This window comes from Enterovibrio calviensis DSM 14347 (genome assembly GCF_000621165.1).
Classification (GTDB): Bacteria; Pseudomonadota; Gammaproteobacteria; order Enterobacterales; family Vibrionaceae; genus Enterovibrio; species Enterovibrio calviensis.
In genome coordinates this window covers 16,231-41,756 of record NZ_JHZA01000016.1, presented here as the reverse complement: position 1 = coordinate 41,756, position 25,526 = coordinate 16,231, and the positions used below count along the sequence as shown (strand labels likewise).

The window sequence follows — 25,526 nt, the reverse complement described above, 5'->3', positions numbered from 1 at the left end:
CCGGAGTAGCAGAGAATGCCAAAACGTACAGACATAAAAAGTATTCTTATTCTAGGCGCAGGCCCAATTGTAATTGGTCAGGCGTGTGAGTTTGACTATTCAGGTGCGCAAGCTTGTAAAGCGCTGCGTGAAGAGGGTTACCGCGTTATTTTGGTGAACTCTAACCCAGCCACCATCATGACTGACCCAGAGATGGCAGATGCGACCTACATCGAGCCTATCCAGTGGGACGTAGTTCGTAACATCATTGAAAAAGAACGCCCTGATGCGGTTCTGCCTACGATGGGCGGTCAGACAGCATTGAACTGTGCACTTGATCTAGAGAAGCACGGCGTTCTGGCTGAATTCGGCGTAGAAATGATTGGTGCAACGGCAGATGCGATTGATAAAGCAGAAGACCGTTCACGTTTCGACAAAGCGATGAAATCGATTGGCCTTGACTGTCCTCGTGCAGACACGGCGAAAACCATGGAAGAAGCTTACGGCGTTCTCGATATGGTTGGTTTCCCTTGTATCATTCGTCCTTCGTTCACCATGGGTGGCACGGGTGGCGGCATCGCTTACAACAAAGAAGAATTTGAAGAAATCTGTCGCCGTGGTTTGGATCTTTCTCCAACTAACGAGCTACTCATTGATGAATCTCTGATTGGTTGGAAAGAATACGAGATGGAAGTGGTTCGCGACAAAGCGGATAACTGCATCATCGTATGTGCGATTGAAAACTTCGACGCAATGGGCATCCACACGGGTGACTCGATCACTGTTGCGCCAGCGCAAACGCTGACAGACAAAGAATACCAACTGATGCGTAATGCATCGCTAGCCGTTCTGCGCGAAATCGGCGTTGAAACGGGTGGCTCAAACGTACAGTTTGGTATTAACCCAAAAGATGGCCGCATGGTTATCATCGAGATGAACCCACGCGTATCTCGCTCTTCTGCGCTTGCATCAAAAGCAACAGGCTTCCCGATTGCAAAAGTAGCAGCCAAGCTTGCGGTTGGTTTTACGCTTGATGAGTTGATGAATGACATTACTGGCGGTGCAACACCAGCCTCATTCGAACCAACCATCGATTACGTTGTGACTAAGATCCCTCGTTTTAACTTCGAGAAATTTGTTGGTGCTAACGACCGCTTAACCACGCAGATGAAATCTGTAGGTGAAGTGATGGCGATTGGTCGTAACCAGCAAGAGTCGCTTCATAAAGCACTGCGTGGCCTAGAAGTGGGCGCGACAGGCTTTGATGAGATGGTCGATCTGGATGAGCCAGATGCAATGACCAAGATTCGTCACGAATTGAAAGATGCCGGTGCTGAGCGTATTTGGTATATCGCTGATGCCTTCCGCGCTGGTATGTCTGTTGATGGCGTATTTAAGCTGACCAATGTTGACCGTTGGTTCTTGGTACAGATTGAAGACATCGTCAAAATCGAAGCTGAAGTGAAAGAAAACGGCTTCGCGGGTTTGAACAAAGACGTACTGCGCAAACTGAAGCGAAAAGGTTTCGCGGACGCGCGTCTGAGCAAGCTACTGGGCGTGAGCGAAAGTGAAATTCGTAAGCTTCGCGACCAATACGACATCCACCCGGTTTACAAGCGCGTTGATACCTGTGCAGCCGAGTTCTCTTCTGACACTGCTTACATGTACAGCTCTTACGACGATGAGTGTGAGTCAAACCCAACAGACAAAGACAAGATCATGGTTCTTGGCGGCGGTCCAAACCGTATAGGTCAAGGCATTGAATTTGACTATTGCTGTGTACACGCGTCGCTAGCACTGCGTGAAGACGGCTATGAAACCATCATGGTTAACTGTAACCCTGAAACGGTTTCTACCGATTACGATACCTCAGACCGTTTGTACTTCGAGCCAGTAACACTGGAAGACGTGCTTGCTATTGCACGCGTTGAGAAGCCAAAAGGCGTTATCGTTCAATACGGTGGTCAAACGCCACTGAAATTGGCTCGTGCATTGGAAGCGGCTGGTGTACCAATCATTGGTACTAGCCCTGACGCGATTGACCGTGCAGAAGACCGTGAGCGTTTCCAGTCAGCGGTTGACCGTTTAGGTTTGAAAACGCCAGAAAACGCGACTGTGACCACCATGGAACAAGCGATTGAGAAGTCAAAAGAGATTGGCTTCCCTCTGGTTGTTCGCCCATCGTATGTATTGGGTGGTCGTGCAATGGAAATCGTTTATGACGAAAGCGACCTGCGTCGTTACTTCACCGAAGCAGTGAGCGTTTCGAACGAATCTCCGGTTCTTCTTGACCGTTTCCTAGACGATGCGACCGAAGTAGACGTGGATGCTATCTGTGACGGCGAGCGCGTTGTGATTGGCGGCATCATGGAGCACATCGAGCAAGCGGGTGTTCACTCAGGTGACTCAGCATGTTCATTGCCAGCTTACACCTTGAGCCAAGACATTCAGGACGAGATGCGTCGCCAAGTTGAAAAACTGGCGTTTGAGCTAGGTGTTCGCGGTTTGATGAACACGCAGTTTGCAGTTAAAGACGGCGAAGTTTACCTGATTGAGGTAAACCCGCGTGCAGCTCGTACGGTTCCATTTGTGTCGAAAGCAACTGGTGCACCGCTTGCGAAAATTGCAGCCCGAGTCATGGCTGGCCAATCGCTTGAGTCACAAGGTTTCACGCAAGAAATCATTCCTCCGTATTACTCTGTGAAAGAAGTGGTATTACCGTTCAACAAGTTCCCGGGCGTTGACCCACTGTTGGGCCCAGAAATGCGCTCTACGGGCGAAGTGATGGGTGTGGGTGATACATTTGCTGAAGCATTCGCGAAAGCAGATCTTGGCTGTGGCAAGCAATACAGCGAGAAAGGCCGCGCACTGTTGTCTGTTCGTAATAACGACAAGCAACGTGTTGTTGACCTTGCCGCGAAGCTTATCAAGCTTGGCTTTGAGCTGGATGCAACGCACGGTACTGCTGTTGTTCTGGGTGAAGCGGGTATTAACCCACGTCTAGTGAACAAAGTACACGAAGGTCGTCCTCACATTCTTGACCGTATTAAGAATGGTGAGTACAGCTACATCATCAACACTACTGAAGGCCGTCAGGCGATTGAAGATTCGAAAGTACTTCGTCGCGGTGCACTCGCTGAGAAAGTGAACTACACGACAACGCTAAACGCAGCGTTTGCAACGTGTATGGCACACGCAGCGGCAGACCTGTCGAAAGTGAACTCTGTACAAGAGTTGCATGCTCGTGTGGCAGAAAAATACGGGAAAGCTTAATTCCTTTCTTGTAAATAAAGATATAACCAATGAGCCAGCAGGAAGCTGGCCTAGATAACCTCCTTGCCCGCCAAATTGGCGGGCTTTTTTGTGCTTGAAATTGGCTGAATGAATGCAAGTACAGTGTGTTATTCCAAGGCCAAATCTCTCTGCGTATTGTCATAAAATCTTCATCTTTCACTTATCGTTGAGTGCTTGATTGGTGCAAAAATGAGAGTAATATTGCTCCGTCGCAATACTGCGGCACTTTTGGAGAAAACCATGAACGTTATCGACCATCCTCCGAGTTGTCTGGGAGGCCTGTAAGTCCGGCGATTTCGTTAGTGAGTCTTCACATTTCGACCGCCCGGTCGGAATGACATCTACTGTTCTATTCCCAGCGTCTCCCCTACATTCAGAGTGAAAATACGTCAGAGGCCTATGGTCTTCATTACGCATTGTGACCAATCACAGCGCGATAGAGCTATTGGCTGTTCTGTTGATAGAAACAGAATGCGAAAAAATACGTATTTCTATGGTCGTTACCCTCACCAGATAACCCATATCTGGCACTAGCCAATCGGGAGGTTCGCTATGGCGGTAATGAATGCCACTATGCTGGAAAACCAGCAAAATCATGTCGCTGCACATGAAATTGAAGCAGCAAAAAACGCGTTTCTGATTTACAGCGATGAAGATCGTATTCGGTTGCTGTCCGTCATGCCTGTTGCGGAAGCTATCGGTGTGCTGAATTGCTGTCCGTTGGCGATTGTCAGAAAGCTATTGGATGATCTCGCTGAAAAAGGAGACGCGATCCGAGTGCGACAAATCGCGACTGGGTTAGGGCTCATCAATTCTGAAGTGGAACCTGATGGGAACTATTTAACAAACTCTGTTATGTCACATGTTCGACAGCGAATCGGTTGGATTATTGGACTCGCTTTGCTCGGGGTTGTTTCTGGGTTGATCATTTCGCACTACGAAGATTCGATCAGTCAGCTGATCTTGTTGGCGATTTATATGCCCGTGGTCGCAGCAGCAGGGGGTAATGCGGGGTCACAAGCCGCCACTTTGGTCGTGCGAGCCATGGCGATGAACGAAGTGTGTCCGTCTCACTGGCTTCGCGTGATGTGGAAAGAAGTGCGCGTGGCATTTGTCATCGCATTTGCGCTTGCGGCCGTCATCATGGCGAGGGTCATGCTCTTTAGTGACAGCTCTGCGCTGCCGTCCGGTTTTTTGCTGGACGACATTGCCGTGGCTATTGGGATCGCACTGATCATTCAAGTGATTTTGTCGACGACGATTGGAGGCGTGCTCCCTTTAATTGCGACGAAGTTTCGCCTTGATCCCGCTGTACTTGTTAGCCCAGTGTTGGCATCCGTAGTTGATATTAGCGGGATGGCGATTTACTTCATAACAGTTAATGCGTGGTTAGACTTGATGTAAGTAATGCCTGGTAGAGCTCTCGTTCAAATTGGGTGATTGGACTGGCCACGTTGCTAGGACGATCATCCGATTTGGGAATGTGGTAGTTGGTAACCAATTGCACAACGAGTACGTCTTGTCCTTGGTTGTTTTTCAAAATCCCAGCAAGGTTGTAACTCCCATAGAGAGAGCCTGTTTTCGCTGTCAGCTTATTTTTGAGCGGAGCATGACGGACACTACTGCGATACTTCAATGTCCCATCCACGCCCGATACAGGCAGCATCGCCAAGACGCCCAACTGAGGCTGCGAATAAACATATTGGATCACTGACATTAACTGTGTGGCGGTCATTCGGTTGTTACGAGACAACCCAGAGCCATCAACAATCACCGCGGTGTTGAGGTCAATGTTCGTTTGTTGCTTCAATATTGCTTTTATCGCTGCCGCGCCGTTGCTAAATGAACCGGGTTGGTCGAAGTAGCGATGGCCAAGCGTTTTGAGGATGTTGTCTGCAATCAAGTTATCAGAGCGCTTAAGCATAGTGTTTAGTAAAGCGTCTCGCTGTGCCGATTTGTGCAAAGCGATAACCCGGTCTTGTCCTTTTGGCGAGCCAATTCGGACCTTGCCTTTGAAGGTGATTGCCGCTTTTCTAAGTTCGCTGGTGAGAACATCACTCACGTACTTTTGAGGGTTTTGAACTGCGAACTTAAGAGGGAGTGGATTGGAGCGATGCACTAAACAACCACTCAGCTGATAGTGGTTGCTGTCGTTGTAGTTGAGTTCTAAATCACAATGCTGGGTTTGTTGCTGTGCTTTGGTCACTGCTCGCGCATTTGTCGATATTTCTATCGGTTGATGCTCAGGAACAAACACTCGCGTTTGGCGTTGCCCCTTGTTGCTATATATCGAGCCTTGTACGCAGTTACGCTCTAGGGAAATCGCTGATGATGGTGCGCTGTAGCAGACCCCCAATATATCCCAAGGCCAACCGACCGCTCGTTCATATCCGGTAAATATCTCTCCATCGAGCCAGACATCACCACGTATCTGGTTGATGCCTTTTGCTTTCAATGCGCTAACAAGAAGTTGTAAGTCCTTACGCTTTAATGTCGGATCCCCCCCAAACTTAAACACTATGTCTTTGCCTGATTGAAGTACTTTTGTCTCGAAACTGAAGTCAGAAGGAAGATATAGAGAAGCGGCTAGCGCCGTCACCACTTTCTGAGTGCTGGCTGGTGGGAGCAATATGTCGTCATCGCGCTCAACAAGCTGCTGGCCACTGTTTACGTTATAAACCGATAGGGCAAGCTGACTTCCCGCTGGAAGCATGGCTTCAAGTGTATTGAGTGGCACTGAAAAGGCGGTAGCGGAGAAGAGAGAACAAAAAAGAATAGAAATGAGGCGTGCCATAGGAAGTTCCCGCAATGTAGGAAGATTCAGTATGGTACAAAAAACGCCTACTCGGAGGTAGGCGTTTTTGTTTCTAAATTAAGTGAAGCACTTAAGTCAGATTAGAAATCGTAGCGTAGACCGAATACTAGCTCGTCTTCTGTTTGTGCTTTCGTGATCTCTTTAGTTTCATCTAGAAGATTGAAGTTGTAAGACACGTAAGTACGGAAGTTGCTGTTGAAGTAATGCGTCGCGTCAATTGCGATAGAATCAGCAGTGTCAGTTGATTCAGTTTCCGCTTTACCGTAAGTGGTGGTGAATTTGGTTTGGCCCATGGTGTAAGCCGCTGCGAATTCGTAACCAGTTAGGTCTTCTTTAACACCTGAAGTTTTGTTTTCGCCGTCTTTGTAAAGCGCAGCAAAGTAGATGTCGCCCATGGTGTAAGAAACAGCCGCTTCGATTTGGCTTTCAGCCAACTTGTTGGTGGTGTCTTGGTCAGCGTAACCTAGAGCCATTGCAAGACCGTTCTCCATCGCGTAAACCGCACCTAGAGAGTAACCTTTTTCAACGTCGTCATTCTTACCAACGTAGTTAGCTTTAACGGTAAGACCGCCGAACTCGCCTTTGTATGCGATGTTGTTGCTAGTACGGTCAGCAACGTCGATTTTCGAGCTAGCTGCAGCACCGTGGTAAGACATGATATCAGTGAAGTCAGTGATCATGCCTAGAGAACCGTCGTTTAAGCCGTAAGTAACTAGACCGAACTCAGTGCCGATACCTGCGTATACGTAACGAGTTTCATTCTTCTCGCCAGAGACAGTACCGATTTTCACACCATCAGTGTTGAATACATCTGAAGACTTGCTTGAAGTAGTGAACTCGCGTTCGAAGAAACCAACACCGTATGTACCTTCAGCAATCTGAGTAGTACCAAGAACGTTGATACGTACGCGGCTGTTGTCAGCCATGTCGCCATCTTGGATAGATGCACGTGCTTCAGCGCGGCCACCAATAGCCATAGAAGAAGTACCGTCGTTGAAAACTTCAGCAGCAGAAACAGAGGTAGAAGCTAGAGCAGCTACAGCAAGTGCGATAAACGTTTTGTTCATTACATTGTCCTTTATAAGATTTTGATTTTCGAGATGTAATCTCCAAACATCCCGATGTCATGTTTGTAACCGCTCACGAAATGCAACTGTTAGTAAAACGATAAAAAAACAAATAGAAAACATCGTTTTTTATGTGCACATCTGTTTTTAAATCCATTTAAAACAGTTGCTTGTGCCAATGATGAAAGGTTCAATTCAATCTGTATTTTTTACTATTTTTTATTTTTTTCATTTTTCCAAATGCTGGATCTTCAGTTTATTTGTGTGATATTCGTCGAGGAATTGTTGTGTGGGATGTGTATCAAAACGATTTAGTTGAGGGTTATTTGTTGTAAGGATCTAGTGTTGAGAGCGTTAGACATTGTTCCGAGATAAATGGTAGGTGACCAGAACAAATAACTTGTTTACACTGAGGACATATATATTTGTTTGCTGCGCTCATACCATCGCTTGGGCGTGGCTTTGTTATTGCCAAAACGTAGGTTTTGGACATAGAGGTAATGTCGTTTATGGATAAGGTACCCATGACTGTTCGTGGCGAACAGCAGCTTCGTGTAGAATTAGAGCGCTTGCTGAAACGTCGTCCAATTATTACTCAAGCTATCGGTGAAGCTCGTGAGTTGGGCGATCTTAAAGAGAATGCTGAATACCATGCAGCGCGTGAAGAACAAGGCATTTGTGAAGCGCAGATTCGTGATATCGAATACAAGCTTTCTGTTGCTCAAATCATCGATATTGCAAAGATGCCAAACAATGGCAAAGTTATCTTTGGTTCAACTGTAGGCTTGATTGATATCAACACAGACGAAGAACTTTCTTATCAGATTGTTGGTGATGACGAGTCTGATATTAAACAACACCTGATTTCTATCAATTCTCCTATTGCTCGTGGCCTTATCGGTAAAGAAGCTGGCGACGAAGTATCTATCACCACCCCAGGTGGCGTGAAAGAATTTGAAATCGACAGCGTGAAATACGTGTAATCGAAAAAAATGTTAGCGGTTATTACGTTCGCAGAAACAAAAAAGGCCGCTTAGCGGCCTTTTTTTATTTGCGTGGTAGTTCGATTTTACGCTCTTTGCTTGGGCGGTACAGAACAAGCACCTTACCGATGACTTGAACTTTTTCTGCCTTAGTTTCACGAACAATTGCGTCTACAATCAGGTTCTTAGTGTCGCGGTCTTCAGAGGCCACTTTCACTTTAATCAGTTCGTGGTGATCGAGAGCGATTTCAATCTCAGCAAGCACGGCTTCTGTTAGGCCATTGGCACCCATCAGAACGACAGGTTTAAGTGAGTGTGCCAGACCTTTTAGATGCTGCTTTTGTTTTGTGCTTAGATTCATGTTGACTCGATTTGTTGTTTTATCGGGGTTGAAAACGTGACATTCTACCGCCATATCCTTTCAAACTGAACAAATATCCCCCTAAGTAGTCCGTTAACATTTAACGGCCGGAAATGTGGGCTAGGTAAAACATGAGTAAAAAGAAACACTCAGCGAGTTCTGGCCGCTGGTTGAAAGAGCATTTTGATGATAAATATGTTCAAGAAGCCCAGAAAAAAGGATTTCGTTCACGTGCAATTTTCAAATTGGATGAAATTCAAGGTAAGGACAAGCTACTTAAACCTGGCATGACTGTGGTCGATTTGGGAGCAGCCCCTGGTGGTTGGTCTCAATACGCTGTAGAGCAAGTTGGCGACAACGGTCAGGTTATTGCGTGTGACATTCTTCCAATGGATTCCTTGCCGGGTGTAAGTTTCTTGCAAGGTGATTTTCGCGAAGAAGCAGTGTTGAACGCATTGTTGGATCGCATTCAACCAGACATGGTTGATGTGGTGATGTCAGACATGGCGCCAAATATGAGCGGTAATTTGGCATCCGATCAACCCAAAGCAATGTACTTAGTTGAACTTGCTATGGAAATGTGTCGAGAAGTTCTTGCTCCTAACGGCGCGTTTATTGTCAAAGTTTTCCAAGGGGAAGGGTTTGATCAGTATTTGGCTGAAGTGCGTAAGATGTTCAAAGCGGTGAAAATCCGTAAACCAGACTCCTCTCGAGCTCGCTCGCGTGAGGTGTACATTGTGGCTACAGGTTATAAACTGTAGTACTCTACTATTATTACTAAAGTTTCCGCGGGGCTAACACCTTGAGTGACATGGCAAAAAACTTGATTTTATGGCTGGTTATCGCTGTTGTTCTGATGTCTGTGTTCCAGAGTTTTGGACCAGGCGACAGCGCGGGCCGTCAAGTCGACTACACAACGTTCGTCCAAGAGATAGGACAGGATAAACTACAGGATGTACAGTTCGATAATCGCGAACTGAAAGTGACACGTCGTGATGGCACGAGCTATGTCACCTACATGCCTGTTCTCCAAGATCCTAAGCTTCTAGACGATCTTATTAACTCTAAAGTTCAGGTTCGCGGTACGCCTCCTGAAGAACCAAGCATTCTTGCTTCAATTTTCATCTCTTGGTTCCCAATGCTTCTGCTTATCGGTGTGTGGATTTTCTTCATGCGTCAAATGCAAGGCGGCGGTGGCAAAGGTGCGATGTCTTTCGGTAAGTCGAAAGCCCGCATGATGAGCGAAGAGCAAATCAAGACAACGTTCGCGGATGTCGCTGGTTGTGACGAAGCGAAAGAAGACGTTAAAGAACTGGTTGATTACCTGCGCGACCCAAGTCGCTTCCAGAAACTCGGTGGTAAAATTCCAACGGGCGTCTTGATGGTAGGCCCTCCTGGTACTGGTAAAACCTTGCTGGCTAAGGCTATTGCAGGTGAAGCGAAAGTACCGTTCTTTACCATTTCGGGTTCTGACTTCGTTGAAATGTTCGTGGGTGTGGGTGCATCTCGTGTCCGTGACATGTTCGAGCAAGCGAAGAAAGCTTCACCATGTATCATCTTTATTGATGAAATCGATGCCGTAGGTCGCCAACGTGGTGCGGGTCTTGGTGGTGGTCACGACGAGCGTGAACAAACGTTGAACCAAATGCTGGTTGAAATGGATGGCTTCGAAGGTAACGAAGGTATTATCGTTATCGCTGCGACGAACCGTCCAGATGTTCTTGACCCTGCACTGTTGCGTCCTGGTCGTTTTGACCGTCAAGTCGTTGTTGGCTTGCCTGACGTACGTGGTCGTGAGCAAATCCTTAAAGTACACATGCGTAAAGTACCACTAGGTGGTGACGTTGAAGCATCTCTAATCGCACGCGGTACACCTGGTTTCTCTGGTGCAGACCTTGCAAACTTGGTGAACGAAGCGGCACTGTTCGCGGCTCGTGGCAACAAGCGCGTTGTATCTATGGTTGAGTTTGAGTTAGCGAAAGACAAAATCATGATGGGCGCTGAGCGCAAATCGATGGTGCTGACCGAAGAGACCAAAGAATCAACTGCCTACCACGAAGCGGGTCACGCTGTTGTTGGTCGATTGGTACCAGAACACGATCCGGTTTACAAAGTCTCTATTATCCCACGTGGACGTGCGCTGGGTGTGACGATGTACTTGCCTGAACAAGATCGAGTGAGTATGTCTCGTCTACATCTAGAGTCCATGATTTCGAGCTTGTACGGTGGCCGTCTCGCCGAAGAAATCATCTATGGTGTTGAGAACGTTTCAACGGGTGCGTCGAATGATATCGAACGTGCTACAGATATTGCGCGTAAGATGGTAACGCAATGGGGCTTCTCAGAGAAGTTGGGACCTCTATTGTATGCTGAAGACGAAGGTGAAGTTTTCCTTGGTCGTTCAGTCGCGAAGTCTAAGCATATGTCTGATGAAACCGCGCGCCTTATCGATAGCGAAATTCGTTTGTTGATTGACCGTAATTACATCCGTGCGCGCAAGCTCATCGAAGAAAATATGGATATCATGCATGCAATGAAAGATGCATTGATGAAGTACGAAACGATCGACGCTGGTCAAATCGATGATTTGATGGAACGCCGTCCAGTCCGTGAGCCTGCTGGCTGGGGTGCTGAAATCGATAACTCTGGTAACACGCCGAAAAAACCTGATGCTGATGTGGAAGCTGAAAAGCCGTCTTCAGATGAGAGTAATAAGCCTGTCGATCCAGATAACCAACCAGAAGCGTAATCGCCTCGTAATGATTACAAACCCCGAGCTTACTCGGGGTTTTTCTTTTTGTATTGATAAATTCTCGCCTAAAACAAAGTCCAACTATGATACTGACCAGCAAAGAATTCGTTCTCGATCTATCTTCTCCAAAAGTGATGGGTATCCTCAACGTCACGCCAGATTCCTTCTCCGATGGTGGGAAATACCACCACCTCGATACTGCGCTTTACCATGCAGAGAATATGCTTAGTGCTGGCGCGTCGGTATTAGATATCGGCGGGGAATCAACAAGGCCTGGGGCGGCAGATGTATCGTTGGATGAAGAGCTCTCAAGAGTCATTCCTGCGATAGAAGCGATTCGAGAAAGGTTTGATTGCTGGATCTCCATTGATACCAGTAAAGCGGCAGTCATGACGGCAGCGGTAAATGCAGGTGCTAATCTAATCAATGATGTACGTGCACTTCAAGAACCCGACGCGCTCGATGCGGCAGCTAAGGCTGACGTGCCAGTGTGTATTATGCACATGCAAGGACAGCCTCGTTCGATGCAGGTTGACCCAACCTACGACGATATTTTTGAAGATATTCATCGTTTCTTCGACGAAAGAATAGCGGCTTGTGCGGCAATGGATATTGCCAAAGAAAAACTTATTTTAGACCCAGGGTTTGGGTTTGGTAAGACGCTTATACATAACTATCAGTTACTAGCAAAGCTGGAATCGTTTCATCGCCATGGGTTGCCTATACTTGCGGGTATGTCACGGAAATCTATGATTTTTAAATTATTGGATAAATCCCCTGCCGATGTGCTTGGGGGAAGTTTAGCTTGCGCCACCATTGCTGCTTCGAAAGGAGCACAGCTCATTCGCGTGCATGACGTAAAAGAAACCGCCGACGTGGTTCGTGTTGTCAGCATGATGCAAGAAGCAGCAGATTTATTTGGAGATACACAATGACAGAACGTAAGTACTTCGGCACCGATGGTGTACGCGGTAAAGTGGGCCAATTTCCGATCACGCCTGACTTCATGTTGAAATTGGGCTGGGCAGCAGGTCGCGTGCTGAGTCAACAAGGCACGAAGAAAGTACTGATTGGTAAGGATACGCGCATCTCTGGCTATATGCTTGAATCTGCATTAGAAGCTGGATTGTCTGCTGCGGGTCTTCAGGCTGCTTTTACTGGCCCGATGCCAACACCAGCCATTGCGTATTTAACACAAACGTTTCGTGCTGAAGCGGGGATCGTTATCTCTGCATCACACAATCCTTACTACGACAATGGCATCAAATTCTTCTCATCTGAAGGCACGAAACTGCCTGATGAGGTAGAGCTTGCTATTGAAGCAGAGCTAGAGAAGCCTCTGACCTGTGTGGATTCTGCGGAATTGGGTAAGGCGAGCCGTATTGTTGATGCAGCGGGTCGTTACATTGAATTCTGTAAAGGCACATTCCCGTCAGAGATGAGCTTGAAAGGCCTCAAAATCGTTATCGATTGTGCACATGGCGCAACGTACCACATTGCACCGTCAGTGTTCTCTGAGTTAGGTGCGGATGTTATTGCAATGGGCGTTGAGCCAAACGGCACAAACATCAATGCAGAAGTGGGTGCGACAGATGTTCGTGCACTTCAAAAGCGTGTTGTTGAAGAAAACGCTGTATTGGGTATCGCGTTTGATGGTGACGGCGACCGCATCATCATGGTTGACCACGAAGGCAACAAAGTCGACGGCGACCAAATCGCTTACATCATTGCGCGTGAGTCGCTGCGTCGTGGCGAACTGAAAGGCGGTGTGGTTGGTACTTTAATGACCAATATGGGCATGGAAGTGGCGCTGAAAAAGCTCGGTATTCCGTTCACCCGCGCCAAAGTGGGCGATCGTTATGTGATGGAAAAACTGCTGCAGAACGATTGGAAAATTGGCGCTGAAAATTCAGGTCACGTAATCCTTCTTGATAAAGTGACGACGGGTGATGCCATTGTTGCCGCTCTTCAAGTGCTGGCAAGTGTTGTTGGTACAGGGTTGAGCTTAAAGGAATTGTGCGATGGCATGAGCATGTTCCCGCAAGTGTTGGAAAATGTTCGCTTTAGCGGAAGTAGCGATCCTCTAGAGTCTGACGCAGTGCTAACGGCTAAAGCCGGCGTTGAAGCCAAACTGGGTGATACAGGTCGCGTCTTGCTTCGTAAATCCGGCACTGAGCCACTGATACGCGTTATGGTGGAAGGCGAAAATGCTGATGAGGTTCAAGCCTATGCGCTTGAGATTGCTGAAGCGGTAAAAGCAAATTGCTAACACCGTAAAAGCACGACAGCAAAACTACATGGAGTGGGAGTTAAGGTGGTTACAAGATGTGCAAACGGGATGAAAACTACCGTTTTTTTGCATTTTTCTCTTGTTTCACTGTCTGGCATTCGTTAGTATTCTCCCGCTCCCAATGATGGGAGTTGCGCTAGTGAACTTAAATGTCAGCTGGCTCAACAATTTGGAACATAGGTGGAACCCATGTACGAAATTCTACTTGTGATTTATCTGTTGGCCGCGCTCGGTGTTATTGGCCTGGTTTTGGTTCAACAGGGTAAAGGCGCAGATATGGGAGCCTCTTTCGGGGCTGGGGCATCAAATAGTGTATTTGGCTCTGGCGGCTCTGGAAACTTTCTGACCCGAATGACTGCGATTTTCGCAACAATATTCTTTGTACTTAGCTTAGTGCTAGGTAATTTAACATCTCACCAAATCCAATCGGGTAGTGAGTATGAAGACCTGAGTGTGCCATTGACTGAGCAGACACAGGCAGGTGATGTTCCTGCTACTACAGGTAGCAACAGCGACATCCCTAACTAAGCAGTAGATTTGCCGAGGTGGTGAAATTGGTAGACACGCTATCTTGAGGGGGTAGTGCCTGTATAGGCATGCGGGTTCAAGTCCCGCTCTCGGCACCAATTTAAAAATCCTGAAATAAGGTTCACAGTACTTGTATTAGTGTGTGAGGCGAAGATATACTGTTCGCCATCGGACGCGGGGTGGAGCAGTTTGGTAGCTCGTCGGGCTCATAACCCGAAGGTCGTCGGTTCAAATCCGGCCCCCGCAACCACTTTACGGTGATTGTTTAGAGAGACCAAAACAGTCGCTGGTCATGGGAAACCATGGCACAAGGGTCCAGTTGCATTAAACCCCGATATTCGGGGTTTTTTGTTATCTGAAGATGACCATTCGGATGGATAACTGGGCTTTTTAGCCCTTTTTTTATTTCTGGGGTTTGTATGACAGGATTAGAAAAACAGCTTTTCGCTATGCTTGAAGCACCTGTTGCAGCGTTAGACTATGAGCTTGTTGGGCTTGAGTTTGTTCGCGCTGGGCAGCACTCAACCCTTCGTGTCTTTATCGATCACGAGAACGGTATCACAGTTGAAGATTGTGCTGAAGTGAGCCGTCAGGTTAGTGCAGTCATGGACGTAGAAGATCCAATTACTGTGGCTTACCACCTTGAAGTTTCATCTCCAGGTTTGGAGAGACCACTTTTTGTCGCTGCACATTACCAGCGTTTTATTGGCCATGAAGTCAACATAGTGCTGAAAATGGCTATGCAAAACCGCCGTAAATGGAAGGGAATTATTCTTTCTATGGAAGGTGAGACTGTGACCATCAACGTTGATGGCAACGAAGAAGCGTTCGCCCTGAGCAATATCGCCAAGGCCAACCTGGTTCCTTCATTTTAAGCTTAAATGAGGCATGAGTTCATGAACAAAGAAATCTTGGCTGTCGTAGAAGCGGTATCCAACGAAAAAGCAGTTCCTCGCGAGCGCATTTTTGAAGCGTTGGAAACAGCGCTGGCAACGGCCACTAAGAAAAAACACGAAGCAGAAATCGAAGTACGCGTTGTAATCGACCGTAAAACGGGCGAATTCGAAACGTTCCGTCGTTGGGAAGTTGTTGAAGAAGTGACTCAACCAACGCGCGAAATCACGCTTGAAGCTGCGCAGTTTGAAGATGAAACAATGGTAGTGGGTAGCTACGTAGAAGACGATATTGAGTCTGTTACGTTTGACCGCATTACTACGCAAACTGCGAAGCAAGTTATCGTACAAAAAGTACGTGAAGCTGAGCGCGAGCAAGTGGTTGAGCAGTTCATGGACAATGAAGGTGAGCTGATCACAGGTATTGTGAAGAAAGTTAACCGTGACGTAATCATCGTTGACCTTGGCAATAACGCAGAAGCGGCAATCCAACGTGACGATCAGTTGCCACGTGAAAATTTCCGTCCAGGCGACCGCGTGCGCGGTTTGCTGTATGCTGTGCGTCCAGAAGCGCGTGGCTTCCAATTGTTCATGACTCGCTCTAAGCCTGAAATGCTGATCGAACTGTTCCGCATTGAAGTGCCAGAAATTGGCGAAGAAATGATCGAAATCATGGGCGCAGCCCGCGATCCTGGCTCACGTGCAAAAATTGCCGTGAAGACAAATGATAAACGTATTGATCCAGTTGGTGCGTGTGTTGGTATGCGCGGTGCGCGAGTTCAAGCTGTTTCGGGTGAACTTGGTGGCGAGCGTATCGATATTGTTTTGTGGGATGACAACCCTGCGCAATTGGTTATCAATGCGATGGCACCAGCTGAAGTTGCGTCTATCATCGTAGACGAAGATACCCACACCATGGATATCGCAGTTGAAGCAGACAACCTGGCGCAAGCGATTGGTCGTAACGGTCAAAACGTACGTCTAGCATCACAACTAACTGGTTGGGTGTTGAACGTGATGACTGTTGAAGATCTTAAGAAGAAGCACCAGGAAGAAGCGGGTCAGTCTATTGAGCTGTTTAGCAAGCACCTAGACATCGACGAAGATTTCGCAGCAATGTTGGTTGAAGAAGGTTTCACCACATTGGAAGAAGTGGCTTACGTACCAGCAGCAGAGCTTATGGAAGTTGACGGTCTTGATGAAGATACCGTTGAAGAACTGCGTAGCCGTGCGAAAGAAGCACTGACCACTATCGCATTGGCGAAAGAAGAAATCCTTGACGGTGCAGAGCCTGCTGAAGACCTATTGGGTCTAGAAGGCTTGGAGCGTGATTTGGCGTTCCGCCTGGCGACAAAAGGTATCTGCACATTGGAAGATCTGGCCGACCAAGGCACTGATGATCTTCTAGATATCGAGGGAATGGATGAAGTTAAAGCGGGCGAGCTTATCATGGCAGCACGCAATATTTGCTGGTTCAGCGACGAAGCTTAAGCGCAGCAAAGGAGGAGCAGAATGTCAGAAGTTACAGTTAAATCACTGGCGAGCGAGATCGATACGCCGGTAGATCGTTTGCTTAAGCAGTTTCAAGATGCAGGCATTCAAAAGTCTGCAGAAGACAGCGTAAGCCAAGATGAAAAGCAAACATTGCTTTCGCATCTGAAACGTGAGCACGGCGACGATGGTAGCGCTCCAACTCGACTGACGTTACAGCGCAAAAAACGCAGCACCTTGAGTGTTTCTGGTGCTGGCGGAAAGAGTAAGGATGTTCAGGTAGAAGTGCGTAAAAAGCGTACCTACGTGAAGCGCAGCGACCTCGAAGAACAACGTGTAGCGCAGGAAGCCGCACAACGTGAAGCTGAAGAAGCAGCACAGCGTGAGGCTGAGGAAAAAGCCCGTCGCGAAGCTGAAGAAGCAGCGAAGCGAGAAGCCGAAGAAAAAGCAAAACGTGACGCTGAAGAGAAAGCGAAGCGTGACGCCGAAGAGAAATTACGTGTTGCGGCTGAGAAATCAAAAGCTTTGAACGAGACTGCAGAGCAAAAAGCATCTCGTGAAGCTTCTGAGGCGCAAGCAAAAAATGAAGCTGATGAACTCAAGCGTCGCCAGGAAGAGGAAGCCAAGCGTAGAGCTGAAGAAGAAAGTCAGCGCCAGCTAGAAGAGGCACGCAAGATGGCAGAATTGAACGAAGAGCGTTGGAGTAAGCAAGAAGTGGTAACAGATGTAATGGAAGCAACCGATCATCACGTTACAACTTTCCAACATGCACGCGAAGCAGAAGACGAAGCGGATCGCCGCCAAGAAGCAGCACCTCGTCGTCGCAAGAAGAAAAAATCAGCACAAGATAAAGACGACTCGTCAGCAAATCGCGGACGTGGTGGTAAAGGCGGCAAGCTGAAAGGCCGTATGTCTAAGCCAACGTCTATGCAGCATGGTTTCCAGAAGCCAGCACAGAAAGTTAACCGTGATGTAGAGATCGGCGAAACTGTGACAGTTGCGGAACTTGCTAACAAGATGGCTGTTAAAGCGACTGAAGTTATCAAGACCATGATGAAGATGGGTGCAATGGCAACCATCAACCAAGTTATTGACCAAGAAACTGCAGCACTGGTTGCAGAAGAAATGGGTCACAAGGTTGTTCTTCGTAAAGAGAACGAACTTGAAGAAGCGGTCATGCTGGATCGTGATGACAGTGCAAAACGTGAACCACGTGCACCTGTTGTTACTATCATGGGTCACGTTGACCACGGTAAAACATCGCTACTTGATTACATTCGTAAAGCGCACGTTGCTTCAGGCGAAGCCGGTGGTATTACCCAGCACATTGGTGCATACCACGTTGAAACTGAAAACGGCATGATCACCTTCTTGGATACTCCAGGACACGCAGCGTTTACCTCAATGCGTGCACGTGGTGCTAAAGCAACGGATATCGTTGTTCTAGTAGTTGCAGCGGACGATGGCGTAATGCCACAAACTATCGAAGCTATCCAGCACGCAAAAGCGGCCGATGTGCCACTTATCGTTGCTGTGAACAAGATCGATAAAGAAGCTGCTGACCCAGATCGCGTGAAGAATGAACTGTCTCAGCACAACGTTATGTCTGAAGACTGGGGCGGCGAAAACATGTTCGTTCATGTTTCTGCTAAACAAGGTCTTAACATCGACGAACTGCTTGAAGCTATCTTGCTGCAATCAGAAGTTCTTGAGCTTGAAGCCGTACGTGACAGCATGGCGAGCGGTGTGGTTATCGAATCACGTCTGGACAAAGGCCGTGGCCCAGTTGCTACTGTTCTTGTTCAAGAAGGTACGCTGAAGAAAGGCGATATCGTTCTTTGTGGTCTTGAATATGGCCGTGTTCGTGCAATGCGCGATGAGAACGGTAAAGACGTTGAAGAAGCTGGCCCGTCTATCCCTGTAGAAATCCTGGGTCTTTCAGGTGTTCCTTCAGCGGGTGATGAAGCGACTGTTGTTCGTGATGAGCGTAAAGCGCGTGAAGTTGCTCTTTACCGCCAAGGCAAATTCCGTGACGTTAAACTGGCTCGCCAGCAGAAAGCGAAACTGGAAAACATGTTCTCTAACATGGCTGAAGGTGAAGTGTCTGAACTGAACATTGTACTGAAAGCTGACGTACAAGGTTCTGTTGAAGCCATTGCTGACTCACTGGTTAAATTGTCTACTGACGAAGTGAAAGTGAAGATCGTAGGTTCGGGCGTTGGTGCTATCACCGAAACCGACGCGGTTCTAGCTGCTGCTTCAAACGCTATCTTGGTTGGTTTCAACGTTCGTGCTGATGCGTCTGCGCGTAAGACGATTGATGCTGAAAGCCTAGATCTGCGTTACTACTCAGTGATCTACGCCCTGATTGATGAAGTGAAACAAGCGATGAGCGGTATGCTTGCGCCTGAGTTCAAACAAGAAATCATGGGTCTGGCTGAAGTACGTGAAGTCTTCAAATCACCTAAGATTGGTGCAATTGCAGGCTGTATCGTTTCTGAAGGTACCATCAAGCGTAACAACCCAATCCGCGTACTGCGTGATAACGTTGTTATCTACGAAGGTGAGCTAGAGTCACTGCGTCGCTTTAAAGACGATGTCAACGAAGTAGCGAAAGGCTACGAGTGTGGTATCGGCGTTAAGAACTACAACGATGTTCGCACTGGCGACCAAATCGAAGTATTCGAAATCGTTGAAGTGAAACGCACCATCGAATAATAGCTACCTGTAACAGGTTGTTTATAAACACCATGGGGGGAAGTGCTTAGCGCTTTCCCCCCATTCTTTATGAGAGAAGAGAGTTATGGCCAAAGAATTTAGCCGTACCCAGCGTGTATCGCAGCAAGTGCAAAAAGAAGTCGCACTTATCCTGCAGCGCGAGATCAAAGACCCGCGCATCAGCATGGTAACGGTATCAGGCGTTGATGTTTCTCGTGACCTTGCTTACGCAAAAGTACACGTGACCTTTTTGACGACTGGCGATCAGACAGCAGAAGCGGGTCTGGAAGCATTGAATGAACAAGCATGGTACGTGCGTACATTGCTGGGTAAAGCAATTCGTCTACGTATTACCCCTGAAGTGATTTTTGTGTTTGACCAATCACTGACTGAAGGTATGCGCATTTCTAACTTGGTGAGCCAGGCTGTGAAGTCTGATGAAGAACGCCATGTAGAAGATGACAATGACGGAGACAAAGAATAATGGGTCGCCGTCCTCGTCGTCAGGGACGCCCAGTTGATGGGATCGTTCTACTAGACAAACCAACGGGTATCACTTCCAATGGTGCATTGCAGCAAGTGAAACGCATTTTCTTTGCCGAAAAAGCGGGCCACACTGGTGCACTCGATCCTTTGGCGACGGGTATGTTGCCAATTTGTTTTGGTGAAGCCACTAAGTTTTCTCAGTTCTTGCTCGATTCAGACAAGCGCTACGTGGTTGTCGCGAAGTTGGGCGAGCGCACCAACACCTCTGATTCAGACGGTGAAGTGGTTGAAACGCGTGACGTGAACGTGACTCAAGAACAACTGGAAGGTTTCATTGCAAGTTTCCGTGGCGAAACCATGCAAGTTCCATCTATGTTCTCTGCGTTGAAATTCGAAGGCAAACCGCTTTACGAATACGCTCGTGCTGGTATCGAAGTACCGCGTGAAGCGCGTAAAATTAACGTTTTCGAAATCACGCTACTGCGCTTTGAAGGCGATGAAGTTGAGATGGAAGTGCATTGTTCTAAAGGCACTTACATTCGCACCATCGTTGACGATTTGGGCGAGATGCTAGGCTGTGGTGCGCATGTTACTGCACTTCGCCGTATCGGTGTATCTCGCTACCCAGTTGAGAAAATGGTCACGCTAGAGCAACTCGAAGAATTGCTAGAACAAGCACGTGAACAAGGCGTTCAGCCTCGTGAACTGCTTGATCCATTGCTACTTCCTCTTGATTCTGCGGTTCAGGACTTGGAAGAAGTGAACATTTTGCCTACCGTTGCAAGTTATGTCTTGCAAGGACAAGCTGTTCAGGCGGCGAATGCGCCAACTGAAGGCCAAGTTCGTATGACGATGGGCGAAGAACGCACCTTCATTGGTGTGGGTGAAATTGACGCTGATGGCCTGATCGCACCAAAACGTTTGGTGAAGATCCGTCAGCAATAAATTTCCCAAATGGAAATTAGTATTTGGTAGAGACTATATCGATTGCCTTCTCGAGGTAAGCGCTGTAGAATCCGCCGCTCGGGTGTCGGCTGAATCAGAGATTGGCTGGCGCAAATATAACCTTTTACATTTAGGAATAGACTATGTCTCTGAATGCAGAAACTAAAGCAGCAATCGTTGCAGAATACGCACAAGGCACTAACGACACTGGTTCTCCAGAAGTTCAAGTAGCGCTTTTGACTGCTTCTATCAATCACCTGCAAGGCCACTTCGCTGAGCACAAAGGTGATCACCACAGCCGTCGCGGTCTACTGCGCATGGTTTCGCGTCGTCGTAAACTGCTTGACTACTTGAAAGGCAAAAACGCTGACCGTTACCTTGAGCTGATCAAGCGTCTGGGTCTGCGTCGCTAATAAGCCTTTGGCTTTTAAGCACCGCATACCGAAAAGGAGCCCTAGTGGCTCCTTTTCTCGTTTTTGTATCCGCCTTTTTCAGTGTGTCGGCTAGTCTTATTGTTCGAGAGTTTGCGGGTTTGTGTTGGCTGCGACGTTTTCGCTTCTGCTTGAAAGCCGCATGAATACTCACCCTTGAGCATCACCCCAGTAATTCTTGCCGAAACATGCATATTGCGTCAGTTTGGGTATATAATATTGGCGCTTTCATTGGCTTCGCAGTCTACGAAGTCGACCATCAGGTCGCGACTATTGAGAACACTCTATTGCTGTCTTCTTCTTACGAAGAATTATTGAGTTTTGTCATTAGTCGCGATTGGTGAAGCCATTGAGAATAAAGTGACTCGCACTAAGTAAGTGCAAATAAAACAAGGAATTTCACGTGAATCCAATCGTAAAAACATTCCAGTATGGTAACCACACCGTAACGCTGGAAACTGGCGTTATGGCTCGTCAAGCAACTGCAGCTGTTATGGCTAGCATGGACGACACTTCAGTATTCGTAAGTGTTGTTGGTAAAAAAGACGCGGTAGAAGGTCAAGACTTCTTCCCGTTGACGGTTAACTACCAAGAGCGTACTTACGCAGCGGGTAAAATCCCTGGTGGTTTCTTCAAGCGTGAAGGTCGTCCTTCAGAAGGCGAAACACTAACTTCACGTCTGATCGACCGTCCAATCCGTCCACTATTCCCAGACGGCTTCAAAAACGAAGTTCAAGTTATCGCAACTGTGGTTTCTGTAAACCCAGACGTTAACCCTGACATCGTAGCAATGCTTGCAACGTCAGCGGCACTGACCATTTCAGGTCTGCCATTTAACGGCCCAATCGGTGCTGCACGTGTTGGTTTCATCAACGATCAGTTGGTATTGAACCCAAGCAACACTGAACTAGAAAGCAGCCGTTTGGATCTGGTTATCGCGGGTACTGAAGGCGCTGTTCTGATGGTTGAATCAGAAGCTGACCGTCTAAGCGAAGAACAAATGCTACAAGCGGTTGTTTTTGGTCATGACCAACAACAAGTTGCTATCAAAGCAATCAACGAGTTCGCCGCTGAAGTTGCCACTCCTTCTTGGGATTGGGCTGCACCAGTTGTTAATGCTGAGCGTAAAGCTCGCGTAGCAGAATTGGCTGAAGCACGTTTCGTAGAAGCGTACCAAATCACCGAGAAAATGGCGCGTTACGCACAAGTTGGTGAAATCAAGCAAAGCGTTATCGCTCAAATGAGCGAAGAGAATGACGATCTGAACGTTCGTGAAATCCAAGGCATGCTGGGCAGCCTTGAGAAGAACGTTGTACGTGGCCGCATCATTGCGGGTAACCCACGTATCGATGGCCGTGAAAAAGACATGGTTCGTGCGCTAGACGTACGTACTGGTGTACTTCCACGTACCCACGGTTCTTCTTTGTTCACTCGTGGTGAAACTCAGGCTCTTGTTACTGCGACCCTAGGTACGCAGCGTGATGCACAAATCATTGATTCAATCACTGGTGAGCGCACTGACAACTTCCTACTGCATTACAACTTCCCTCCATACTGTGTAGGCGAAACGGGTTTCGTTGGTTCTCCTAAGCGTCGTGAAATCGGCCACGGTAAACTGGCTAAGCGTGGTATTGCAGCAGTAATGCCTTCACAAGATGAATTCCCGTACACCGTTCGTGTGGTTTCTGAAATCACTGAATCTAACGGTTCGTCTTCAATGGCGTCTGTATGTGGTACTTCTCTTGCGCTAATGGACGCGGGTGTTCCTATCAAGAAATCTGTTGCGGGTATCGCAATGGGTCTTGTGAAAGAAGAAAGCGACTTCGTTGTTCTGTCTGACATCTTGGGTGACGAAGATCACCTAGGCGACATGGACTTCAAAGTAGCGGGTACTGATGATGGTGTTACTGCGCTGCAGATGGACATCAAAATCGAAGGTATCACTAAAGAGATCATGGAAATTGCACTGAACCAAGCGAAGGGCGCGCGTCTGCACATCCTTAGCGTGATGGACCAAGCAATCTCTGCAGCTCGTGACGATATCTCTGAATTCGCACCACGCATTCACACCATCAAGATCAACCCAGAGAAGATCAAAGATGTTATCGGTAAAGGCGGCGCTGTTATCCGTGCGTTGACTGACGAGACTGACACAACTATCGAAATCGAAGATGACGGTACTGTGAAGATCGCAGCAACTGACGGCGAGAAAGCGAAAGCAGCAATTGCACGCATCGAAGCGCTGACTGCTGAAGTAGAAGTAGGCCGTATCTACACGGGTAAAGTAACGCGCATCGTTGACTTCGGTTGCTTTGTGTCTGTTATCGGCACCAAAGAAGGTCTGGTACACATTTCTCAAGTGGCTGATAAGCGCATCGAGAAAGTGTCTGACTACGTTGAGCAAGGTCAGGAAGTTCAAGTTAAGGTTCTGGAAATCGACCGTCAAGGCCGTATCCGCCTAAGCATGAAAGAAGCAGTAGAGCAAGCGCCTGCTGTTGAAACTGACGCTCAGCCAGAAGCTGACGCAGAATAAGTGACACACTCGCGTTAAACGCGGTATAAAAAGGGGGCTATGCCCCCTTTTGTTTTATCTGGAGATACGCACACATGCGAAATATGAGATGGCTGCCGTTGACCATTGTTAGTTCGTTGCTACTGCTTTCTGGCTGTGCGACCTCAACGTCAAAGCAAAACTCACAACCTTGGCACTATTTGCCAATGGCTGTGCCATTGCAGTCAACCACGCAACAGGAAGTGCAGTTGGCGCGAATAGATCAAATTCTGCTTAGAGAAGATCTTACTGAGCAAGACCGAGCACAGATTTATTACGAGCGCGGCTTAATCAACGATAGTCTCGGGCTGCGTGATCTCGCTCGTTTAGATTTCAACCGTTCACTGTCCTTCAACCCAGCCCAACCGGATGTGTTTAATATTCTGGGTGTGTATTTTACCCAAAGCGGTATGTATGACGCAGCCTATGAAGCCTTTGATTCAACGCTAGAGTTGGATGAAACCCATCAGTACGCTGAGCGAAACCGTGGCATTGCACTTTACTATGGCGGTCGTTATGACCTTGCCGTACGAGATTTGTTGAAGCATTACAAAGACGATGGTAATGATCCTTACCGCGCAATATGGCTGTACTTGGCTGAGCAGCAAAAGTCGGGTACCGAAACAGCGACACAAGCATTACGGGCTCATTACCAAGCGTCTGACAAAAAGGATTGGGGTTGGCTGATTACGCGCTTATACCTCAACGATATTAGTGAAGAAGCGTTCTTTAGAGAGATCATGAGATCGAGTGCCGATAATGCCCAGTTGGCGCAACGACTGTGTGAAGGGTACTTTTATCTGGCCAAACGCTATCAATCCCAAGGTGACTTAGGCTCTGCGGTTGCATTGTATAAACTCGCAATGGCTGGCAACGTCTATGAGTTCGTTGAGCATCGCTACTCAATGTTGGAGTTAAGCCTCATTGCTCAGCAATTGAATCGCGTGGTGCCAGTGTCTTAACTCTGCTTGAAGAGTCGAGATCAACCGTTGCTTTTGAGTTCACCGGTTGAAGAAGAAGAGCCGCGATTGCGGCTCTTTTGCGTTTGGCGCTAAGGCCAGTTAGGCCGAATGAACCGCCATGCCTTCAATGCTGTGCCAATAGCCATTGCAATGATGAGTTTGCGCAGCGCCCTGGCGCTCGCCCCGCTTAAACCCTGCAATGACATCAAGAGAGTTGATATCCTGCGGACTAATACGCGCGACATCCACAATACCTTGCATTGAGGTGACATCGGCACTGAGATCGTAACAGTAACCAGATTGAGTCTGGATGCCATTTAGCGTAAATACGGCTTGGCCTTCTTGGCTTTTCACCTCAAGACCCTGCGGGTAATTAATACAGCAGGTTTCACACTTGTCTTTCGGGCGGTTTTCAGCACGCGCACTGAAGCAGCGAGCTGAATAGGCTAGAGGTAAGTGACCGTATGAAAACACTTCAACCTCGAAGCGATCACGAATCCCCATCGCTTCCGCTTCAGCGAGCACTTTGAGTAGCCATTCGCGGGAAAGCTCTACGGGCATGCACCAGCGCGTCATACCTTTTGACAGCAGTACGTTAAGCGCCTGTGCGTTGTAAAGGTTAAGTGCTGGTCCAGCGACAAACGGAAGTCGTTTTTCATGCGCCAATTGAATGGCTGATACATCGTTGGCTTCAATGATGAAGTCGCCATTGTCGATGTAGTTTTGCATCACCTTCACTTCGCTCGGGGCTTCGAGCAATGCCATGGTTGAAAGCACCACTTGCTTGCCGCTTTTTGCGAGTTCGCGACCAAGTTCCATCCAATCGCCCAAACGCACTTCACGGCGTTTAGAGCACACGGTTTCACCCAAGTAGACAATGTCTGCGTCGCTGTCGACGGCGCGTTGATAGAAGCTCTCAACGTCTTGTTTTGGCCAGAAATAGAGTAGTGGGCCAAGTGAGTATTTCATGGAAGCTCCTC

At 47.8% G+C, this 25,526-nt stretch carries 20 protein-coding genes and 2 tRNA genes; 18 read left to right on the top strand and 4 right to left on the bottom strand.

What is annotated here, in order from left to right:
* Positions 1-15: 15 nt before the first annotated feature.
* Both carB and Q365_RS0113490 read left to right on the top strand, forming a co-directional pair.
* Entirely contained in the window at positions 16-3,252 is a 3,237-nt protein-coding gene (gene carB, locus Q365_RS0113495) for a carbamoyl-phosphate synthase large subunit (RefSeq protein WP_028023836.1), read from the top strand.
* A 573-nt stretch (positions 3,253-3,825) separates the two neighbouring features.
* On the top strand, positions 3,826-4,677 hold the full coding sequence (locus Q365_RS0113490) for a magnesium transporter (protein ID WP_028023835.1): 852 nt from the start codon (positions 3,826-3,828) through the stop codon (positions 4,675-4,677).
* Here Q365_RS0113490 and dacB read toward each other — a convergent pair.
* Together dacB and Q365_RS0113480 are read right to left on the bottom strand one after the other, a co-directional pair.
* Entirely contained in the window at positions 4,652-6,067 is a 1,416-nt protein-coding gene (gene dacB, locus Q365_RS0113485; protein ID WP_028023834.1) for a serine-type D-Ala-D-Ala carboxypeptidase, read from the bottom strand. The two genes, Q365_RS0113490 and dacB, sit on opposite strands and share 26 nt — an antisense overlap.
* Before the next feature lie 101 nt (positions 6,068-6,168).
* A complete protein-coding gene (locus Q365_RS0113480; protein ID WP_028023833.1) occupies positions 6,169-7,155 on the bottom strand; it encodes a porin in 987 nt (328 codons plus the stop codon).
* A 509-nt stretch (positions 7,156-7,664) separates the two neighbouring features.
* Between Q365_RS0113480 and greA the strand changes: the two genes are divergently transcribed.
* Complete coding sequence (gene greA, locus Q365_RS0113475; RefSeq protein WP_028023832.1) at positions 7,665-8,138, top strand: transcription elongation factor GreA; 474 nt, start codon at positions 7,665-7,667, stop codon at positions 8,136-8,138.
* Positions 8,139-8,202: 64 nt separating this feature from the next.
* Here the strand turns inward: greA and yhbY are convergent, their stop codons facing one another.
* On the bottom strand, positions 8,203-8,499 hold the full coding sequence (yhbY, locus tag Q365_RS0113470) for a ribosome assembly RNA-binding protein YhbY (RefSeq protein ID WP_028023831.1): 297 nt from the start codon (positions 8,497-8,499) through the stop codon (positions 8,203-8,205).
* Between the two features lie 131 nt (positions 8,500-8,630).
* On the opposite strand from yhbY, the gene rlmE reads away from it, so the two are divergent.
* The 15 genes from rlmE (at position 8,631) to nlpI (ending at position 24,546) form a co-directional block, all read left to right on the top strand.
* Positions 8,631-9,260 carry a 23S rRNA (uridine(2552)-2'-O)-methyltransferase RlmE gene (rlmE, locus tag Q365_RS0113465; protein WP_028023830.1) on the top strand — a complete coding sequence of 210 codons (630 nt, stop codon included), beginning with the start codon at positions 8,631-8,633 and terminating at the stop codon, positions 9,258-9,260.
* A 41-nt stretch (positions 9,261-9,301) separates the two neighbouring features.
* Positions 9,302-11,248: an ATP-dependent zinc metalloprotease FtsH gene (ftsH, locus tag Q365_RS0113460; RefSeq protein WP_211254260.1), complete on the top strand. Its 1,947-nt coding sequence runs from the start codon at positions 9,302-9,304 to the stop codon at positions 11,246-11,248.
* Between the two features lie 86 nt (positions 11,249-11,334).
* Positions 11,335-12,186, top strand: a complete 852-nt coding sequence (folP, locus tag Q365_RS0113455) for a dihydropteroate synthase (protein WP_028023828.1) — start codon at positions 11,335-11,337, stop codon at positions 12,184-12,186.
* Positions 12,183-13,520, top strand: coding sequence for a phosphoglucosamine mutase (glmM, locus tag Q365_RS0113450; RefSeq protein WP_028023827.1), 1,338 nt, complete (start codon positions 12,183-12,185; stop codon positions 13,518-13,520). The genes folP and glmM overlap by 4 nt, the downstream gene beginning before the upstream one ends.
* 210 nt (positions 13,521-13,730) lie before the next feature.
* Complete coding sequence (gene secG / locus Q365_RS0113445) at positions 13,731-14,069, top strand: preprotein translocase subunit SecG (RefSeq protein ID WP_028023826.1); 339 nt, start codon at positions 13,731-13,733, stop codon at positions 14,067-14,069.
* 11 nt (positions 14,070-14,080) lie between these two features.
* A tRNA-Leu gene (locus Q365_RS0113440) sits at positions 14,081-14,167 on the top strand.
* 75 nt (positions 14,168-14,242) lie between these two features.
* Positions 14,243-14,319 (top strand) — tRNA-Met (locus Q365_RS0113435).
* A gap of 169 nt (positions 14,320-14,488) precedes the next feature.
* A complete protein-coding gene (gene rimP / locus Q365_RS0113430; protein WP_028023825.1) occupies positions 14,489-14,944 on the top strand; it encodes a ribosome maturation factor RimP in 456 nt (151 codons plus the stop codon).
* A gap of 21 nt (positions 14,945-14,965) precedes the next feature.
* Positions 14,966-16,453, top strand: coding sequence for a transcription termination factor NusA (gene nusA / locus Q365_RS0113425; protein WP_028023824.1), 1,488 nt, complete (start codon positions 14,966-14,968; stop codon positions 16,451-16,453).
* 21 nt (positions 16,454-16,474) lie between these two features.
* Complete coding sequence (gene infB / locus Q365_RS0113420; protein ID WP_028023823.1) at positions 16,475-19,171, top strand: translation initiation factor IF-2; 2,697 nt, start codon at positions 16,475-16,477, stop codon at positions 19,169-19,171.
* 85 nt (positions 19,172-19,256) lie between these two features.
* A complete protein-coding gene (rbfA, locus tag Q365_RS0113415) occupies positions 19,257-19,655 on the top strand; it encodes a 30S ribosome-binding factor RbfA (RefSeq protein ID WP_028023822.1) in 399 nt (132 codons plus the stop codon).
* The gene (truB, locus tag Q365_RS0113410) at positions 19,655-20,602 is read left to right on the top strand and encodes a tRNA pseudouridine(55) synthase TruB (RefSeq protein WP_028023821.1); all 948 of its coding nucleotides are present in this window, start codon (positions 19,655-19,657) and stop codon (positions 20,600-20,602) included. The genes rbfA and truB overlap by 1 nt, the downstream gene beginning before the upstream one ends.
* 143 nt (positions 20,603-20,745) lie before the next feature.
* The gene (gene rpsO, locus Q365_RS0113405; RefSeq protein WP_017008791.1) at positions 20,746-21,015 is read left to right on the top strand and encodes a 30S ribosomal protein S15; all 270 of its coding nucleotides are present in this window, start codon (positions 20,746-20,748) and stop codon (positions 21,013-21,015) included.
* 421 nt (positions 21,016-21,436) lie between these two features.
* Entirely contained in the window at positions 21,437-23,566 is a 2,130-nt protein-coding gene (gene pnp, locus Q365_RS0113395) for a polyribonucleotide nucleotidyltransferase (RefSeq protein ID WP_028023820.1), read from the top strand.
* A 74-nt stretch (positions 23,567-23,640) separates the two neighbouring features.
* Positions 23,641-24,546: a lipoprotein NlpI gene (gene nlpI, locus Q365_RS0113390; protein WP_028023819.1), complete on the top strand. Its 906-nt coding sequence runs from the start codon at positions 23,641-23,643 to the stop codon at positions 24,544-24,546.
* Between the two features lie 99 nt (positions 24,547-24,645).
* On the opposite strand, the gene Q365_RS0113385 is transcribed toward nlpI, so the two are convergent.
* Positions 24,646-25,515 carry a U32 family peptidase gene (locus tag Q365_RS0113385; protein WP_028023818.1) on the bottom strand — a complete coding sequence of 290 codons (870 nt, stop codon included), beginning with the start codon at positions 25,513-25,515 and terminating at the stop codon, positions 24,646-24,648.
* Between the last annotated feature and the right edge of the window lie 11 nt (positions 25,516-25,526).